Source organism: Amazonocrinis nigriterrae CENA67 (assembly GCF_016056305.1).
In the GTDB taxonomy this organism is placed as follows: domain Bacteria; phylum Cyanobacteriota; class Cyanobacteriia; order Cyanobacteriales; family Nostocaceae; genus Amazonocrinis; species Amazonocrinis nigriterrae.
Genome location: NZ_JAECZC010000007.1, coordinates 67,516 through 83,891, shown reverse-complemented (window position 1 = coordinate 83,891; position 16,376 = coordinate 67,516). Strand labels below are relative to the sequence as shown.

22 protein-coding genes are annotated in these 16,376 nt (G+C 43.9%); 9 read left to right on the top strand and 13 right to left on the bottom strand.

Going from position 1 to position 16,376, the window contains the following annotated elements; genetic code table 11:
* Positions 1–145: 145 nt before the first annotated feature.
* The gene (locus I8748_RS05650; RefSeq protein WP_198123681.1) at positions 146–985 is read right to left on the bottom strand and encodes a prephenate/arogenate dehydrogenase; all 840 of its coding nucleotides are present in this window, start codon (positions 983–985) and stop codon (positions 146–148) included.
* Positions 986–1,365: 380 nt separating this feature from the next.
* Between I8748_RS05650 and I8748_RS05645 the strand changes: the two genes are divergently transcribed.
* The 7 genes from I8748_RS05645 to I8748_RS05615 all read left to right on the top strand — a co-directional run bounded on the left by I8748_RS05645 (position 1,366) and on the right by I8748_RS05615 (position 9,421).
* Positions 1,366–2,931 (top strand): pentapeptide repeat-containing protein, encoded by a 1,566-nt coding sequence (locus I8748_RS05645; RefSeq protein ID WP_198123680.1) that lies wholly within the window; start codon positions 1,366–1,368, stop codon positions 2,929–2,931.
* A gap of 130 nt (positions 2,932–3,061) precedes the next feature.
* The gene (locus I8748_RS05640; RefSeq protein ID WP_198123679.1) at positions 3,062–3,655 is read left to right on the top strand and encodes a DUF1517 domain-containing protein; all 594 of its coding nucleotides are present in this window, start codon (positions 3,062–3,064) and stop codon (positions 3,653–3,655) included.
* A gap of 69 nt (positions 3,656–3,724) precedes the next feature.
* Complete coding sequence (locus I8748_RS05635) at positions 3,725–4,597, top strand: hypothetical protein (RefSeq protein ID WP_198123678.1); 873 nt, start codon at positions 3,725–3,727, stop codon at positions 4,595–4,597.
* A gap of 304 nt (positions 4,598–4,901) precedes the next feature.
* A complete protein-coding gene (locus tag I8748_RS05630) occupies positions 4,902–5,633 on the top strand; it encodes a glutamine amidotransferase (protein WP_198123677.1) in 732 nt (243 codons plus the stop codon).
* A 269-nt stretch (positions 5,634–5,902) separates the two neighbouring features.
* Positions 5,903–6,733 carry a CheR family methyltransferase gene (locus I8748_RS05625; protein ID WP_198123676.1) on the top strand — a complete coding sequence of 277 codons (831 nt, stop codon included), beginning with the start codon at positions 5,903–5,905 and terminating at the stop codon, positions 6,731–6,733.
* Entirely contained in the window at positions 6,733–7,305 is a 573-nt protein-coding gene (locus I8748_RS05620) for a chemotaxis protein CheB (RefSeq protein WP_198123675.1), read from the top strand. The genes I8748_RS05625 and I8748_RS05620 overlap by 1 nt, the downstream gene beginning before the upstream one ends.
* Before the next feature lie 4 nt (positions 7,306–7,309).
* Positions 7,310–9,421 carry a hybrid sensor histidine kinase/response regulator gene (locus I8748_RS05615; protein ID WP_198123674.1) on the top strand — a complete coding sequence of 704 codons (2,112 nt, stop codon included), beginning with the start codon at positions 7,310–7,312 and terminating at the stop codon, positions 9,419–9,421.
* 24 nt (positions 9,422–9,445) lie between these two features.
* Here I8748_RS05615 and I8748_RS05610 read toward each other — a convergent pair whose 3' ends face one another.
* From I8748_RS05610 to I8748_RS05555, 12 genes are all read right to left on the bottom strand, one after another.
* Positions 9,446–10,606, bottom strand: coding sequence for a tyrosine-type recombinase/integrase (locus I8748_RS05610; RefSeq protein WP_198123673.1), 1,161 nt, complete (start codon positions 10,604–10,606; stop codon positions 9,446–9,448).
* Positions 10,607–10,661: 55 nt separating this feature from the next.
* Positions 10,662–10,976, bottom strand: a complete 315-nt coding sequence (locus tag I8748_RS05605) for a hypothetical protein (RefSeq protein ID WP_198123672.1) — start codon at positions 10,974–10,976, stop codon at positions 10,662–10,664.
* A gap of 316 nt (positions 10,977–11,292) precedes the next feature.
* Positions 11,293–12,534 (bottom strand): P-loop NTPase family protein, encoded by a 1,242-nt coding sequence (locus I8748_RS05600; protein ID WP_198123671.1) that lies wholly within the window; start codon positions 12,532–12,534, stop codon positions 11,293–11,295.
* Complete coding sequence (locus tag I8748_RS05595; protein WP_214662439.1) at positions 12,531–12,773, bottom strand: hypothetical protein; 243 nt, start codon at positions 12,771–12,773, stop codon at positions 12,531–12,533. The genes I8748_RS05600 and I8748_RS05595 overlap by 4 nt, the downstream gene beginning before the upstream one ends.
* Entirely contained in the window at positions 12,766–13,218 is a 453-nt protein-coding gene (locus I8748_RS05590; protein WP_198123669.1) for a hypothetical protein, read from the bottom strand. The genes I8748_RS05595 and I8748_RS05590 overlap by 8 nt, the downstream gene beginning before the upstream one ends.
* A gap of 177 nt (positions 13,219–13,395) precedes the next feature.
* Positions 13,396–13,755, bottom strand: coding sequence for a hypothetical protein (locus I8748_RS05585; RefSeq protein ID WP_198123668.1), 360 nt, complete (start codon positions 13,753–13,755; stop codon positions 13,396–13,398).
* A 136-nt stretch (positions 13,756–13,891) separates the two neighbouring features.
* Positions 13,892–14,080, bottom strand: coding sequence for a hypothetical protein (locus I8748_RS05580; protein WP_198123667.1), 189 nt, complete (start codon positions 14,078–14,080; stop codon positions 13,892–13,894).
* The gene (locus I8748_RS05575; protein WP_198123666.1) at positions 14,073–14,273 is read right to left on the bottom strand and encodes a hypothetical protein; all 201 of its coding nucleotides are present in this window, start codon (positions 14,271–14,273) and stop codon (positions 14,073–14,075) included. The genes I8748_RS05580 and I8748_RS05575 overlap by 8 nt, the downstream gene beginning before the upstream one ends.
* On the bottom strand, positions 14,263–14,475 hold the full coding sequence (locus I8748_RS05570; protein ID WP_198123665.1) for a hypothetical protein: 213 nt from the start codon (positions 14,473–14,475) through the stop codon (positions 14,263–14,265). Before I8748_RS05570 ends, I8748_RS05575 begins: the two co-directional genes overlap by 11 nt.
* A gap of 44 nt (positions 14,476–14,519) precedes the next feature.
* Positions 14,520–14,897, bottom strand: a complete 378-nt coding sequence (locus tag I8748_RS05565; protein ID WP_198123664.1) for a hypothetical protein — start codon at positions 14,895–14,897, stop codon at positions 14,520–14,522.
* Between the two features lie 77 nt (positions 14,898–14,974).
* Positions 14,975–15,256, bottom strand: a complete 282-nt coding sequence (locus I8748_RS05560; protein WP_198123663.1) for a hypothetical protein — start codon at positions 15,254–15,256, stop codon at positions 14,975–14,977.
* Positions 15,249–15,467, bottom strand: a complete 219-nt coding sequence (locus I8748_RS05555) for a hypothetical protein (RefSeq protein ID WP_198123662.1) — start codon at positions 15,465–15,467, stop codon at positions 15,249–15,251. Before I8748_RS05555 ends, I8748_RS05560 begins: the two co-directional genes overlap by 8 nt.
* A gap of 60 nt (positions 15,468–15,527) precedes the next feature.
* On the opposite strand from I8748_RS05555, the gene I8748_RS05550 reads away from it, so the two are divergent.
* Positions 15,528–15,806, top strand: a complete 279-nt coding sequence (locus I8748_RS05550) for a hypothetical protein (RefSeq protein ID WP_198123661.1) — start codon at positions 15,528–15,530, stop codon at positions 15,804–15,806.
* A 124-nt stretch (positions 15,807–15,930) separates the two neighbouring features.
* Complete coding sequence (locus I8748_RS05545; RefSeq protein WP_198123660.1) at positions 15,931–16,275, top strand: hypothetical protein; 345 nt, start codon at positions 15,931–15,933, stop codon at positions 16,273–16,275.
* The last annotated feature ends 101 nt before the right edge of the window (positions 16,276–16,376 follow it).

Genomic DNA, 16,376 nt, shown 5'->3' with positions numbered 1-16,376 from the left:
GTATCGTATACCGAGGTTGTGGAATTCCGATTGCAGCGTGCCGAAAGACATTGGTTAGCCCGAAGCGATCGCTACTGAAAGGATAGGGAGATGGTGGATAGGGAAATGAGAGAATGAGAAATAATTCTTCATTCCTGCCTTCTGACTATTCAACAAAATTAGGTCGCGCCTGTTGGGTTGACTGTAACTTAGCCTCTAAAACTGTCCAATTTTCCTGCTCAATTAAGTTAATTAATTCGTCGAGGTTATGGCGATATTCTTGCAAAGACCCCAGCAATGCTTGGCGATTATACTGCGCCATCATCAATCCCAACTCAGGATTTCCACCACCTACGCGACTGGTATCTCGAAAACCTGAACTAGCTAGGTTTTGGGCTAACTGTAAAACGTCGGGGTCTGTTTCACCCATGCAAGCAGCAATCAAAGCAGCACTTACCATCACTGGTAAATGGGAAATCCAACTAACAGCGCGGTCGTGTTGCTCTGGTTGACAATGGTAGATATTAGCCCCAAGCGATCGCACAATTTCTTCCACAACTGAAATTACACTCGTTGGTGTTGTTGTGTCTGGTGTTAATACGTAAGGTCTACCCAGAAATAAATCCCGTTGTGCAGCTTCTATACCACTATCTGCTGTTCCTGCCATTGGATGACCACCAATAAAATTCCGCCAAAGAGGAGCCAGGGCTTTGACTATTGGTGTTTTTACTGAAGCTACATCAGTAATAATTGTAGCGGCAGATAGATGAGAAATCAATTGCTGAAATTGGGGAACAATCAGCCCGATGGGTGTACAAATAAATACAACATCTGCGGTTGCCAACAGGCTCATGTCAACAGATGCCTCATCAACACTGCCTAGGGCGATCGCTTTTTGACAGGTGGATTGACGGCGACTGACTCCTAAGACATGATGACCTTGCGATCGCAAGTCATAACCCAAGGAACCACCTATTAATCCCAGTCCTAAAATACCAATTTTCATTTTTGATTTTCACAGTTTATTTTTTAAGTATTTTCACTTTATCCTGACTAGGCAATGGGGAAGCAGAGAACCCGGATTTCTCACCACATCTCTCAAAGCCTACGCTTGTGCAGGGGAGCAGGGGAGCAGAGGAGAGTTATTGTACAAGTTCTTTCCTCTCTGCTCCTACTTCTGCTGCTAGTGAGAAATGCAGGAGAAGGAATAGGGAACTATATCAGTAAGAACTGAGTACAAACTTTTATTTATATGCATCTACTTCAAGTTGGCATCCAATACCAAATTGAGATAGTTTGTATTCTTTTAAATCTATAAAGTTGGCTATCCATTGGGATTTCCAATCTAAAATCTAAAATCTAAAATTGGTATAAGGGGTAACATCAATGACTGTAGAAGAATTCCTAGAACAATACGCAGCAGGTGTCATAGACTTTAGTGGTGTTGACCTTTGTGAAGCTAACTTGAGTGGTGCAAAACTCAGTGGCGTGAATCTCAGCGCAGCTAACCTAAATGTAGTCAACTTAAGTGGGGCAAATCTCAGCGCAGCTAACTTAAGTTCTGCCAATCTGAATGTAGCCAGATTAAGTGGTGTAAATCTTGATAGCGCCAACCTGAATAATTCTAACCTAAATGTAGCTAATTTGATTCGAGCCGATCTCAGTCGCGCTCAACTGCGGCAAGCCTCACTAGTTCGTGCTGAGTTAATTCGCGCCGATCTCAGCCGTGCTGACTTGTTTGAGGCTAATCTCAGCGGCGCCGACTTGCGAGAAGCGACACTACGCCATGCCAATCTCCGCAGTGCCAACTTGAATGAAGCGATTTTAAGAGGGAGTTCCCTAGCGGGAGCCAAGTTAGAGATGGCTAGTTTAAACGCTACCGATTTAAGTCGCACAGATCTCAATGGTGTGAATTTGCGAGAAGCTGAACTCAAACAGGCAAATCTTAGTCATTCTAACCTCAACAGCGCAGATTTAAGCGGGGCAAATCTTCGTTGGGCAGATTTAAGCGGGGCAAATCTTCGTTGGGCAGATTTAAGCGGAGCGAAATTAAGTGGCGCTAACTTAATGGGTGCAGACTTGAGCAATGCAAATTTAACAAATGCCAGTTTAGTACATACCGATTTAACCCAAGCAATCTTAATTAAAGCAGAGTGGATAGGTGCTGATTTAACAGGGGCGATTTTAACAGGGGCAAAACTATATTCTACCTCGCGGTTTGGTTTAAAAACCGAAGGTCTGATTTGTGAGTGGGTTGATCTCAGTCCTAATGGCGATCGCTCCATCATCCAAAAGTTTGAGTCGGAAGACCCACGAGACTTTTTCAATGAAACCCCACCGACAATCCGGATCATCGTCGATGCACCCCTAGAACACGAAGCTAACTTTGCCCTCGCTGGTGCTTATTTCCAAATTGCTCAAGAATATCGAGCGCTCAAACAACCTCCCAGCATGGAAATTGGGCGTCGCCGGACTGTTTTCACTTTTCGATTAGATAGTGACGAAGCTTTATTACCTACAGCTTGCATTGCCATTCTTCCCTTTAAAGATGCTGTTAACACCCAAAAAAATATTTATACAGTAATAGAAATGTTAGCAAAAGAAGATCTGCCTCACCTTGGTGAAAAAACACCCCATCGGGTGAAGCAATTAACGACTCTAATTCAGGAAGCTATTAATCAAGCTAAGACTATTAGACAAATGAAAAAAAATTTGGAATTAGCAGCCAAATTAAATTTCTTTAGAATACCTACCCAGACAATATTAACCAATTCCAGCGCTCAAACTTTAATTGTGCATTACAATCCGAACTTTGGTAAACGATTTATTAATCCCTCTGAATTCGATGTAGGATTTTTAGCTGAGATGTCCAGTGAATCTGCTATGTCTATATTGCCTTCACCAAACATGGTTGTAGATTTCATCAAAAGTTTTCATTACACCAGTCAGTAGTCAGTGGTCAGTTGTTAGTTGTCAGTTGTTATTCTCCCCATCTCCCTTATCCCCCCATCTCCCCATCTCCCCATCTCCTCATCCCCTCATCCTGTATGTGAAACTAAAAATAAACTTCTGGAGGAAGCAAATGCCCGATTTTTTGAATAAAATGATTGGACGGACTCGCTATGTTGTCTTTCGCTTATTTCTACATTTAGCGGGGTCTGAGGTGGCACCAATTTTGGGAGTATTAAATCGTGGTGCAAGGGATGCGATTGATGCTGATGGCGACTTGCAAGTTTTGGGAGAAGGATTGGTAGACCTGTGTGAAACTCTGTTGCGATTTGATGAATACTGGCTTTCTGCTGCTAATGAAGGCGATGTGTTTTGGGATGAAGGTGAAGCAGGAGATTATGTCAATCAGTTATTTAGCGACTCTGCCGAACGCTACGGTGCTGACTTCGATTTAGGTTCTAACTCTGGAGTCAATGAACCTTTTTCCATACCTGTAACCCGTAATGTAGTTGTCATGATTACAGTGGCTTATGAAGGAGAAGTGCCAGATTTGGAAACTGACCTTTCTAACATTCAAGCACTGAACGAAGGTTTAAAAGCCTTAATCAATTTGCACTACAACCACAAATTACGAGCAATCCAAGTGCATTTCTCACCAGCACAGTTAGGTGATGAACTCACCAACGATCAACTGTTGCAATATTACCCAGAACTGATACCTTTGTAATTTGTTGGGTTGTCCGTACTACTAGCCACATTGAGAACTTGTTAAGCTCAAAGATAAGGAAATAGTGCAATGATCATGAACGTACTGCGTAAAATTACAGTCGTTTTTTTAGCCCTGAGTTTGTGCTTGACAACTGTTGCCTGCGGCGGGGGGAACCAAACTACCCCCACAGGCAGGAACGTTAGCCAAAACTCTGCTGTCACCAAGTTGAGTGATGGTGAGTATCAAGTGCAACAAGCGACATACGATGATGCTACTGGGGAGTACCAGTTATTGTTACTCAACAATAGACCCCCAAACTTTGCCACTGAAAACTTGCAAATGGCAAGGTTGACTGATGATGAAATCAAACAAGGTAAGAAAGCTTACTTGAAGGTGGAAAACGGACAGCCAATTTTGTACGTGCCAGAAGACTTCAAAATTGAGTATGTCCATAATGTCACCCAGACACAAACCAATCCCCAAACAGGACAACAGGAAACTGTTGTAGTCCGCCGAGAAACTGGTTTTTGGACACCATTTGCTGCGGCAGTAGCTGGTAACATCGCCGGACAAGCGATCGGTAATATGTTATTTAGACCCCAATATTATGTGCCGCCTGTTTATCAACCAGGTGGTGTTCTAACTGGTTTTGGTGGCTATGGTAGCAGCTATGGCCAAGCCGTTGACAGATACCAAAGTCGTTATAATGCGCCACCCGCAGCTGTGAGAAATCGTACGGCTTTCCGCACTACAGGTGGCATTAGAAGGTCATATCCTGGTGGTTCAACTGTACGCACCACACCGCGTACCACCACAGGTAACCGCCCCAGTGGTTCTGGTTATGGTGCCAGTCAACTCAGACCTTCGGGTAGATCCAGTTCAACCAGACGCAGCCCTAGTTTTGGTAGTGGGCGTTCTCCAGTCCGCCGTTCAACTGGTTTTGGCAGCAGACGCCGCTAGATAAGATCAAATTTACCAAGGCGATCGCATCATTATAATGATGCGATCGCCTGATTATTATCTAAAGTACGGACTTACGCAGCTAGATTATTTGTTGAGGTCGAGAATAGGGCTTTTTTGGCATTGGGGAGCAAGTGGCGTCATTGGAATTTTTTTGCCCCATACCAAAAAAGCCTCAGCAAGGGCCCAAAGCCGTGGAGATGAGGAGGATCTTACCTCCCTATGTCTAAATATTATTTTTGAACGCAACGGTGATGATTTATATAAAAAACCATAAATTAGTCCATTGATTAAGGTGATAAACATGAAAAATGCCATAGTAATTAGGCACTTAGCATTTGAAGATCTCGGAAGCTTGGCTAATATTCTCAAGCAAGAAGACTATGAAGTGACCTATGTAGAAGCAGGACTTGATAATCTGGTGGAAATTGATCCTGTGATTCCCGATTTGCTCGTCATTCTGGGGGGCCCTATCGGTGCTTATGATGAGCAGGATTATCCCTTTATAATTGATGAGATACGTTTATTAGAAGGTCGTCTGGCATCGGATTTACCTACATTAGGAATATGTTTAGGTGCCCAACTGATAGCACGTACCCTGGGAGCCAGAGTATATCCTGGCAAAGAAAAGGAGATAGGCTGGGGATCTTTAGAACTGAGTAATGCTGGTAGGGATTCGCCTCTAGCTTACTTAGCACCAGAACATACATTTGTACTGCACTGGCATGGAGATACCTTTGATTTACCCATAAATTCTACTTTACTTGCCTCTACTACCAAATATCAAAATCAAGCATTTTCCTGGGGTAAATCTTGTCTAGCATTACAGTTTCATCCAGAAGTTACTGCTTTAGGTCTAGAGCGTTGGTTTATTGGCCATGCTGGCGAGATAGCTGGAACTCCTAGTCTTAGCGTTGGTAAATTACGCCAGGATACAGCTAATTATGCTGCCACCTTAGAGCTTCAAGCTGCCAAGTTTTGGAAAGCTTGGTTTGCATCACTTGTTGATAGTGAAAATAACAGAACCACAACTTAGACAACTGGTACATATCCCCGTGTCAACAACAGCCAGTTGCGTGCAAAGGTTCCCTCATTGAGTAGAACTAGCGTGGAAACTCCCAAGATAGCGCTGGCTCAACATTTTGTGTCTACAAGGCTTTGAGCAATCAACCTATCGCTCAAAAAGGAAAAAGAAAAGGGTAAAGTATTAGAAGCAGCCTGTATCCAGCCTTTTTCTAGATGTCTTAATTACCAATTACGAATTAGTATGACTAGTTGGCTGTGCATCATCTTTTAAGTTTTATTATGAATTTGCCCAAACCCAAGTTGGAGGATATCGAAATTCAGTTGCTATTGGAGGGGATTTACCAATACTACGGTTATGACTTCCGCAATTATGCTCTATCTTCGCTAAAACGCCGAATTCAAAGCTTTATGCGTTCGGAGAAGTTAGGCAGTATTTCTGCATTACAAGAAAGGCTACTCCACGATCATCCGTATTTAGAGAGATTTTTGCTCGGTTTGACGGTGAATGTCACATCAATGTTTCGTGACCCCAGCTTTTATCTTGCCTTTAGACAGCAAGTAATTCCATTGTTGCGAACTTATCCTTTTATTCGCATTTGGCACGCTGGATGCTCAACCGGAGAAGAAGTCTATTCTATGGCAATTTTGTTACAAGAAGAAAAACTTTACCACCGTTGCCGAATATATGCTACCGACAGTAATGAAAAGGTATTACAAAATGCCAAAATTGGTATTTTTCCCCTGAGACTAATGCAAGACTATACTCAGCTTTACCTAAAAGCTGGTGGGGTGCAATCTTTCTCTGAATATTACACCGCAGCTTATGACAATGCTATTTTTCGAGCATCTCTGAGGGAAAATGTGATTTTCGCCCAGCATAATTTGGCAACTGACGGTTCTTTTAATGAGTTCAATGTCATTCTTTGTCGTAACGTCCTCATATATTTTAATCAGACATTACAAAAGCGAGTACATGCACTTTTTTATAACAGTTTATGCACCTTTGGGGTTTTAGGTCTAGGACGACAAGAATCAATTAGATTTTCTCCCTATGAAAAATATTATGAAGAAATGGCCAAAGGTGAAAAGCTATACCGGAGGCTAAACTAGTGTCCTTTAAAATTGTAGTTATCGGGACTTCTTTAGGGGGCTTTTCAGCACTGAAAAACATATTAGTAGATTTACCACAAGACTTCTTAGTGCCGATCGCGATCGTGCAACACCGCCACAAAGACTCAGACAAAACTCTAGTAGGATTATTACAAGAGCACACATGTTTACCAATTCGGGAGGTGGAAGACAAAGACGAAATATTACCAGGACAAATCTACGTGGCACCAGCAGATTATCACTTGTTGGTAGAACCAGGTTATTTTGATTTATCTATTGATGAGCCAGTTTGTTATGCTCGACCTTCCATCGATGTGCTGTTTGAATCAGCTGCCGATGTTTACGGCGAACAAGTCATTGGTGTAATCTTGACGGGGGCCAACCAAGATGGTATGCGAGGTCTTAAAAAAGTAAAAGCACGAGGAGGAATTACCATAGTACAGGAGCCTGCCACGGCTGAGAGCTCAATTATGCCAGAAGCCGCAATTTCCGCTGTTGCAGTAGACTGGATTTTATCACTTTCAGAAATTGCTCCTTTGCTAGTCAACCTTTGTCACTCTATACGGAAATGAACTCATGCAGCCGGAACCCAAAGTAAACATCCTCCTGGTGGATGATAAACTGGAAAACTTACTGGCACTAGAGGCTATTTTGGAGCGGCTGGGAGAAAAGCTAGTCAGAGCCACTTCCGGAGAAGAAGCTTTGAGGTGCTTATTGCATCAGGACTTTGCAGTAATTTTGCTGGATGTGCAAATGCCAGGAATGGATGGCTTTGAAACTGCCACCATGATTCGCAGTCGGGGGCGATCGCGTCATACTCCCATTATCTTTCTGACTGCCTTTAGCACTAGCGATCAAATGTTGTTCAAAGGCTATGCCTTGGGTGCAGTTGATTATCTGCTCAAGCCCATAGACCCCAATATTTTGACTTCTAAAGTCACAGTATTTGTCGAACTGTTTAAAAAAACACAAGCAGTCCAGCGACAAGCAGCCCAACTCGCCGCAGTAAATGCGGAACTCAAGCAAAGTGAAGAGCGATTTCGTTCCTTAAGTACTTGCTCCCCAGTGGGGATTTTTGAAATAGATACCGAAGGACGTTGTAAGTATACTAATCCCCGTTATCAAGCAATTTGTGGGTTGAGTGCAGCCGAAAGTTTACAAAAGAAGTGGCTAGAATCGGTACATCCAGAAGACCGAGAACGAGCGATCGCCACTTGGTCTACCCACATTCATCAAAGGTGCGAGTACTCAGAAGATTTTCGCTTTCAAAGCCCTGACGGTAGTCTGCGTTGGGTAGAAGTGCGCTCATCACCAATGTTATCTGCTCATGGTGAATTACTGGGGTATGTAGGCACTCTCGAAGATATTACCGAACGCAAGCAAGCCGAAGAAATCCGCGCTCAGATGATTCGAGAACAAACCGCAAGACAAGAAGCAGAAGCAGCAAATCGCATGAAAGATGAGTTTCTTGCGGTTCTCTCCCACGAACTCCGCACACCCCTAACCTCAATGCTGGGTTGGTCAAAAATACTCCGCTCCAAAAAACTCGACGAAACAGCCACCGCCAAAGCTTTGGATGCCATTGAACGCAATGCTACCTCCCAAGTGCAACTCATTGAAGATATATTGGACGTATCACGGATTATCCGAGGTCAGCTACGGTTGAATTTATCTGCCGTCAATCCGGTGACTGTAGTCGAGGCCGCCCTAGAAGCAGTGCGTCCTCTAGCAGATACGAAAGGTATGCGGATACAGACGATCTTTGATACTAACTTAGGCTCAATCTGTGGCGATCCAGCTCGTTTGCAGCAAGTTGTCTGGAATTTACTCACTAATGCTATTAAGTTCACACCTAAAGGTGGTGATGTAGAAGTTCGGCTGGAAAGAATAGAATTGGCCCTTCAGGAAATTCAAGTTACCTCTGCTTCTGTCCCCCTTTGCTTCCATACATCATCCTACGTGCAAATCCAAGTGATTGATACAGGTATTGGCATCGGCCCTGACTTTTTGCCGAAAGTATTTGAGCGTTTTCGCCAAGCAGACAGTACCACAACACGCGCGCACAACGGATTAGGACTAGGACTAGCGATCGTTCGTCACCTGGTGGAACTCCATGGAGGCACAATTGTGGCAGAAAGTCCAGGACAAGGACAAGGAGCAACCTTTACGGTGAAACTACCACTGATGCCACAAGAAAACCAGACGAGCAGGAATAGTGAAGCAGTAGGGCAAGAAAATTCTCCTATTTCCTCCTTTGGTGATACATCGGCTCCTCTGACTGGATTAAAAGTGTTAGTTGTGGACGATGAAATTGATAGCCGTAACTTTCTCGCCTTTATGTTTGAGGAATATGGAGCGGTTGCCACTGCTGTAGGATCAGTGGATGCTGCACTGGCAGTTCTAGAACAATTAAAACCGGACATTTTGATTAGCGACATCGGCATGTCAGAGCAAGACGGTTACACCCTGATTACTAAATTACGCTCCTTAGAACCGGAAAAAGGAGGACATATACCAGCGATCGCCTTAACAGCATATTCCCGCGAAGAAGACCGCCTACAAGCCCTTTCTGCCGGATTTCAACAGCATTTATCTAAACCTATTGACCCCAGCAAGTTAATTGCAGTGGTTGCCAGTGTTTTAAAATTACCACCTACTTTACCAATAAGCCTTCATAGCCGATTTTGAGTAGCAGATGAGTATCAGTCTCGTTTAAAAATCTGGGCATTCAGTCTTAGTTACATCTGGATGGCAGTAGTACATCAAAACTGTTTGCACGTTATCGCCAATCCAGTAAGCCACCTTTTCAGGAGATGCCCCAGATGCAATAGCCCAGGTGGCAAACGTGTGCCTGGTACTATAAATTTTGAGGTAGGGGACTATGCCTTGATCGGCTAGCTCTCGAACCAAGCCTTTAATCACATGCCCTTGATGATTATTCCCTCGCCAACACTTTTCTAAAATGGCTAAATTCATTCTTGCCCCTGATTTACTCTTGAAAATCAATCCACTGGGTTTCGGTGTGTTAGGTCTAATTTCTAAAAGTAGTGTTTGTAATTTTGACCCTTGTTGGCAAGGAAAAACTCGACGCTTGTTATTTTTCGTTCCTTTCAAAGCGTGGACACGAGACGCATAAGCTTTAGTAATAGAAATGCGTGTGCAGTCAGAATTTACATCTTCCCAAGTTAGTGCGAATACTTCTCCCGGTCGGCATCCAGTCCAAAACAGAAATTTAATCAAACTGCTGTAGTGAGAAAATTTTGAGTGCGATTCAAAATCTGCAATGATTAAATCGCGCTGTTCCAAGGTGTATGCTTTGACCTCATCTTCATGACTTCTTCTTTTTGGCTTTGGTAACTGGATTTTTTCAAATGGATTTGCTTCAATTAAGCCCGAATCAATTCCCCACTGGCAGCACCTAGAAAAAGCTGCGAGCATTTTATGGGCTGTGTGATAGCTATATTTGTTTAATAATAAATCTCTAATAATCGTGGCATCATCAAAGGATTGAGTTGACAAGCCAGTAATAAAGTTAGTGATGTTTTTGTAGTCGCTTTCTAGTGTTGACTGCTCTAAAAATTGACTTTTAAAATCTAAGAATTTATTCCACAATTCTACTAAAGAAATTTTTTGACAGGGAATCATGGCTGTTTTATATTTTCCAAATTCGTAAGACTCTAATGTCGAATCAAACCTGCCTAAAGCTATATCACGTTGTATTATTTCTTTACGAGTATTAGCTATACCTCTGTTAGTTTTATTGTCTTTTAGTCTAGTGTTTAAATAAAACTGTTTTGGAAAACCACGAACACGAAAACGTAATACTAATTTGTTTGTTCGCGGGTCAACAGTTATCCATTTATCTTGATTCACGGTAGGGTATCAATTTCTTCAAAAATCGTATTATCGTCAGCCACAATTCAGCTACTCACTTTTGATATATCACTCCATCAATTAGGGCTGCGAGAAGCTTTTCTTGTTCTTCCGCCAGTAATTCATGCACAAGCCTACCTGCAATTGCAAATATTTCTGTACGAAAACCTTTAAGTCTCCCTGCTTCAACAGTAAGTAAATTAGAGCCTAGTAGCGTAATCAAATACACCTTCTCCATCTTAGATAACCCTTCAAGGGCTAATCCATATCGTTGTTGAAGCTGGAACAATATAAAATCTTCTTGCTCATCTTCGCTTCTGTGAAGATAAAAACTTAATACTTGAGATGTTCTGTTTTCTGGACTATCCATATATTTTTTACTTAGTACTGGTAATTGGGTAAGCGATCGCGTTTCTGCCTGCGCGATCGCCTTAATTTACCCCCTGAAAAATTTGTCTACAGTCGCTAAAAGTCTTATACAGCGCGGTTTTGAGCCGTCTACAGCCGAAATTTTGGGACAATTTTTCTGTAGACACTGTAGACAGTCAACAGAACGCCTACAGACAGGGTATTGAGCGCCAACAACCGCACTCACGGTATTAAAAGATGTCGGTCTATTTTGGCTACAACACAGTGCAGGCAAGGTGTAGACAAACTGTAGACAAACTGTAGGCAAACTGTAGACACTACTGTGACCACCTCCAGCCGAGACGATCGCCTTCTCCTACCACTTCGCCCAATCCCCGATCTGCAAGAGATGCAAGGATGATTCTGATTTCATCTGGCTGCATTCCGTCAAATAAGCGACTGGCTTGCAGCAATATCCGGGCTTTCAAAACCTCTCCAGGGTGCTGTTTACCCCAATCAAGAATGAATTGCTCATACTCGTTGAGTTGTAATTGAGGTTCCTTGTCCCCCTCATTTCTTCGGCTGGTATCGATTTTGTACGTAATCGTACTCAGCCCCCAGTTGCTCAAGTCCAGTTCGCACGGGCAATCATCGACCATAAACCGCTTCTTGCCACCAGCTTTAAGCCATTGCTCAAGCTGTGGATTTTTAAGCGTTGACTTAGCGTAGTCCTGGGCTTTCTTGCCTAAGCGAATGCGAACAAAGCAGGTATCAAGGATATCAGCGTCACCTTCTAGGGCAAAGTTAGCAGCTGTGTCATTTTGGGCTAGCGCCATAATGAACTGTTTACGCTTGCGTCCTACCTTAGCGTGTTGCTTAATCCATTCTGCGGCGTTGTCACAGTCGGCTAATACAGGGAACTCTTCAGCAATGTAAAAGCGAGAGTGTTCTTGTGGAATATCTTTTGATACTTCCTTGCGGTAAACTCTCATCTGTTCCAGGTGGTCAAGTGCCGATTGCATCGCGGCGTTAACTTCCGAAAGTCCACCATCACCGATCAGGTTTTCAGGCTCCACCCAAGCCCAATCACCTTTGGCTGAGTCAACATCATAAACAATGACTTTTCCCCCAATACGGGTAGAGAAGTATTGAGCCTGGGTTGATTTACCGTCTCCGGTTCCTCCCACCAGGGCAACATGTTTCTGTACTTTGTTAATGTATTCAACTGGATCTGTGATTAAGTTGTCTGGCTGCCAGTCAGCACTTGCCCCAACCGTAACTGCTAGCTGTGCCGTGGGTTGAGTTTGGGTTTTCGCCAACGCCTGAAAGTTTAGCTTTGATGCTTGCTCGATATCTCCTAATATCCGGTTAAGTTGCTTGGCAGACTTTCTTAAGCTCCCGCCACCGATTAGGGCGGAGGTAGAGCCGATTAGCAGCCAGGGCTTAATCTGCCTGGCGCGAATATCAACCGCAGCACACAACACCAGGACAGATGCACCCCAACACATCCAAGATGTTATTTGTGCCCGTTGGTACATTTGCAAGTACGAATGTACTTGTGAGGGGTGCAGATTAGTCATTGCTCCTGCCTCGTAAGATAATCTTGAGCCTGCTTAAATGTGTTAACCTCTTCCTCTGTCGCCCCGATTAGTCCGGCTGGATAATATTTACTGGCGATACAGGCAGCTTTATCTGCCAAGTCTTTTGGACAGGATGCGTCAGTGAATACTTCAAAAAAGGTTTGTTTGCGTTCTTGTTTGTTCATAAACCCATTGCTCCTACCACGATCAAGCGAAATATAAGGTTGTAAATCAGTCATGATTGCTTTGAAGGTATCGCCGGATAGCTGTTTCTAGATCTTCGTCGGGAAAAGCTTTGATACTTCTGATTACTTGCTCGTTAATTCTTAACGCCTCTCTAATTTTTTCAAGAGCATTGTCTAGCAAGGCTTCCTTGTTCCTTAGCCCTCCTGAAACTATGCGTTGATGATGGTTGCAATAATCAACGTCAGTGACTTTCTCTAAGGCTTCTACCACTTCTTTTAGAATTTGTTGATGCTTCACCGCTATTTTTGCATTTTCAGTTTTTGGCAAAGACTTAAGATAAAAGTTAATCCATTCAGTGGCTTGTTCCCAGGCACTAGAACTATCTTCAGCAGTTCCACTCCAATAAACGTGTTCTTCGCCCTCAACGCCCCAGTGATAAGGCGAATTATTGTCTGTTCTTTCAATGTCGATATTAAACCCTTTATAAGATTCAGTCATACTTGCGAACTGACTCCAAATGTTTGTTTTGCTCGATGAAGTTTTTGCACTCCTGAAAATTCCCTTGGAATAAGGAACGCCTACCTGAGCCTACGTTGTATATACACAGTCGTTTTACAACAACTTTCATATCTTCATCCCGGCTCGTTATTAAGACGACAAAGCACGTATCCAGTGTCACAGCCCAATTACTACCCCCACTGTTACCAGGATTAATCGAAACATTAAGCAATCCTTAAGTTCCGGGATGGCTAGCAGATGCCAGACTCCTAGCGCCGCTATGCCAATAGCGATTAATGCCCCAACTTTCAAGAATTGGAGAATGGGGAATGATGCCCAGCAGCTGCTGATCAGTGCCGGGATGGTAATTGAGGTGGTCACGTCAAAAACTAGATCTGCGGGATTGTCGGGGAAGACGATCGCGTTTATCCACCCCTTCTTAAATTGTTCGAGTTTATTGGGGGATTGGGGATTGGGGATTGGGGAGTAGCCGCGATCGCTGGGAACCTCCACCACAATTTTTTGTTCATCTGCCATACTGCACCTCGATTTTTAAGTGAAGTGGCTGATGTTCTTTATTCAGCGCAACAAGTGACATAATTATTGCAAGGATGAAAAGACAAATTGCTAATTTATTCATCGAACGGGCCCCAGTTTTGGCTGGGGCTTTTGGTTAGTCTAGTAATCCATCAAGGATGGCGTTAAAGTTATAAACTGAGTTTTCTGGCTGTGGGCTGGGCTGTACAGAATCATCCTCTGTGTTTTCAGCTTCAGCGGCAGCTAGTTCCAGTTCATAGTCAAGTTCAGCGGCTGCAGTTATCGCCTGCTGTTGGTAGTAGTTCATGGGTGAAAAGCTATCCATCAGCTTGCCCTCGCCAATAATGCTTTACAGCTTCATGTGCTACCGCTGTATCTTGGGGCGTTCGTCCCAAGTCGGGTTGGTTCGGGTCGTCACTGGCAACCACGCGGCTGGCTGCTTCTGCTATGTCTTTGGGAACGTTGGCAGTTAGCAGGGTTTCAAGTGATACCTCGTAAAGACGCTGGTTAAAAGGCATCCTCACCTCCTAACAGTTTCGCGGCTGCATCTAATACTGCTTGCTGCTGCTCTGGGGTGAGTTTGTCGTCCCCGTTACAGGGAATAACTTCCATGTGCGTGCCAGCACGGTAAAGGGCATTGTTTTTCAACACTTCGTTGTCCGTGCTTTTAGCTTGGGTTATGTAACGCTGAATGTATGCTTTATTTATGTCTTCTGGCATAATGAGTATGGTTTCTATTTGAAACTCTGTGCAGGGCGATCGCACTACTGAGGCGGTTGCCCTTTAAAATTGGCGGTGATTGAGTTAAAGCTGGTGACGACCCAGACCTGAGTGCTTAGGCGGATGGATGGCTTAAATTCAATCGATACGCGAGTGTCAAGGCTGATAGCCCGTGCATCACTCAGCTTGACGTGAAGGTTCTTTCCGGTTTCGCTCAGAGAAAAAAGCTGTCCTGGTGTGACAGTAGACCAGATAACCGGAGATTTGCCTACTACATATTCAGCTTGGTGAATTTCAAAACCTTTAGACAATGAGTCAACAGGTAAGTCTTTCCACTGCCTTTTCTTACCGCTTTTAGTAGCACTACTGTGGGAGGATTTGCCGTTTGTTGATGGTTTGTTGACCGTCTCGTTCTCGCTCATAGTTGCTCATGAGTGGGTGAATAGTTGGGGAGTAGTTGGGGAATAATGCGTTAAGGAATGAGGAATACATTGTTTTTCTACTCACTTGCAGAAGTGCCGAACTCTTTAGGGCTAAGGGTTTCGGCGCTTTTTGTTTGTTGCGCTGCGCTCCACGTCGAGTCAAAAATGGTGGTGCTGTTGTCCTTGATGACTCGCCAAGCCACCTCTGCTGCTTGTCCACGCAGTAGAAGAGGTTTTGATATTCCTGTGAAGTAGATGTAAACCGTATCTTGCAGCCGTTGAGCATAGGTGATTTGCTCTAAGCTCAGTGCAGTTTCAAAGAATGGATCGGGCTGTTGTAAGTGAATGAAATTAAGCATCTGAGTACTGTTCAATAATTGACATCATTTCGTTGTAGCTTTCGGCAGTTTGCTGTACTGCCATCAGTGCATCTGGTAGCGTGAAGTCTGGGTTGCAGAAGCCAGATTTCATCAAGTTGGTGAATTCTGGTGATTGGATGACTCGCTCTAGATGTGCTTCTAGTGCTTGCAGTTCTTTGGCTAGGTCAATGGTGGTGGTTGTTTGGTTCATGCTTGAGTTGAGTAGGCTGAATGAAAGTACTGTTGATGCTTTAGTCGGCATTTGGGGCAGGTGGCAATCAACGGGGAAAGGTTGCGCGGGCTAAAAGTACGACCACAGGCGGCTACTGTTCCGTTGCTAAGCGGACTTAGCCAATGGATGAACTTTTTACGCTTCATAGGTTTAGTGTTTTTGTTCATGAAGTTAGTCACTTGTCACTCCCTAGCAGGTCTTTCGTTCGCTCAATGCTTGCAGGCTGCTGTCTCTGCATGGTTTGGGGTGTTAGTTGTCAGTTGTCAGTTGTCAGGCACTCAGCGCTGGCAGGTCTTTCACTTGCCTCAGTGGCGGTAGGCTGCCATCTCTACTTGTTTTGCGTGATAGCAACTAAAATCATATATGGAATATACCATATACACGAATATCCTATATGGTATTTTATGAATAGAAAATTGATATCCTATATAGGAAGTTGATCATGGTCACTAAAAATGGGGAAATCAGCCAAAGCCAGACACAGGGAATATGGACAGATCAAGAAGAACGTAAGCCTAGTAATGACGGACGATGGGATAACGGGACTCGACAGCCTGGCGGAGAAATTGGGTGTCAGTCGCTCTCATCTAGTCGAATTGATTGGACGAGGACAGATCCCCCTGTCAGTACCGGAGATGACCCTCTTGGGGGAACAGTACAGCAGCTAATCGCGGACACTCGTGAAGAAATTCTCGAAATAGAAATACGAGGCGAAAAGCTGCGCCAACGCTTGACAAGCTTGGAAGAACTATCGGAGAGACTAAAAGAAAATCCTGTAAAAGAATGAGCCGTTTACCTGCGAAGGTTGACGGCTTTATTCGTGGGTATGATCACCAGCTAGGTGCGATCGCCCTACTCCAGCCGAAAACAGGTGCGCTTATGAATAAC

Coding starts and splice junctions, on each gene's coding strand:
- I8748_RS05650 (WP_198123681.1), bottom strand. CDS start 985: ATGAAAATTGGTATTTTAGGACTGGGATTAATAGGTGGTTCCTTGGGT.
- I8748_RS05645 (WP_198123680.1), top strand. CDS start 1,366: ATGACTGTAGAAGAATTCCTAGAACAATACGCAGCAGGTGTCATAGAC.
- I8748_RS05640 (WP_198123679.1), top strand. CDS start 3,062: ATGCCCGATTTTTTGAATAAAATGATTGGACGGACTCGCTATGTTGTC.
- I8748_RS05635 (WP_198123678.1), top strand. CDS start 3,725: ATGATCATGAACGTACTGCGTAAAATTACAGTCGTTTTTTTAGCCCTG.
- I8748_RS05630 (WP_198123677.1), top strand. CDS start 4,902: ATGAAAAATGCCATAGTAATTAGGCACTTAGCATTTGAAGATCTCGGA.
- I8748_RS05625 (WP_198123676.1), top strand. CDS start 5,903: ATGAATTTGCCCAAACCCAAGTTGGAGGATATCGAAATTCAGTTGCTA.
- I8748_RS05615 (WP_198123674.1), top strand. CDS start 7,310: ATGCAGCCGGAACCCAAAGTAAACATCCTCCTGGTGGATGATAAACTG.
- I8748_RS05605 (WP_198123672.1), bottom strand. CDS start 10,976: ATGGATAGTCCAGAAAACAGAACATCTCAAGTATTAAGTTTTTATCTT.
- I8748_RS05600 (WP_198123671.1), bottom strand. CDS start 12,534: ATGACTAATCTGCACCCCTCACAAGTACATTCGTACTTGCAAATGTAC.
- I8748_RS05595 (WP_214662439.1), bottom strand. CDS start 12,773: ATGACTGATTTACAACCTTATATTTCGCTTGATCGTGGTAGGAGCAAT.
- I8748_RS05590 (WP_198123669.1), bottom strand. CDS start 13,218: ATGACTGAATCTTATAAAGGGTTTAATATCGACATTGAAAGAACAGAC.
- I8748_RS05585 (WP_198123668.1), bottom strand. CDS start 13,755: ATGGCAGATGAACAAAAAATTGTGGTGGAGGTTCCCAGCGATCGCGGC.
- I8748_RS05580 (WP_198123667.1), bottom strand. CDS start 14,080: ATGGATAGCTTTTCACCCATGAACTACTACCAACAGCAGGCGATAACT.
- I8748_RS05575 (WP_198123666.1), bottom strand. CDS start 14,273: ATGCCTTTTAACCAGCGTCTTTACGAGGTATCACTTGAAACCCTGCTA.
- I8748_RS05570 (WP_198123665.1), bottom strand. CDS start 14,475: ATGCCAGAAGACATAAATAAAGCATACATTCAGCGTTACATAACCCAA.
- I8748_RS05565 (WP_198123664.1), bottom strand. CDS start 14,897: ATGAGCGAGAACGAGACGGTCAACAAACCATCAACAAACGGCAAATCC.
- I8748_RS05560 (WP_198123663.1), bottom strand. CDS start 15,256: ATGCTTAATTTCATTCACTTACAACAGCCCGATCCATTCTTTGAAACT.
- I8748_RS05555 (WP_198123662.1), bottom strand. CDS start 15,467: ATGAACCAAACAACCACCACCATTGACCTAGCCAAAGAACTGCAAGCA.
- I8748_RS05545 (WP_198123660.1), top strand. CDS start 15,931: ATGGTCACTAAAAATGGGGAAATCAGCCAAAGCCAGACACAGGGAATA.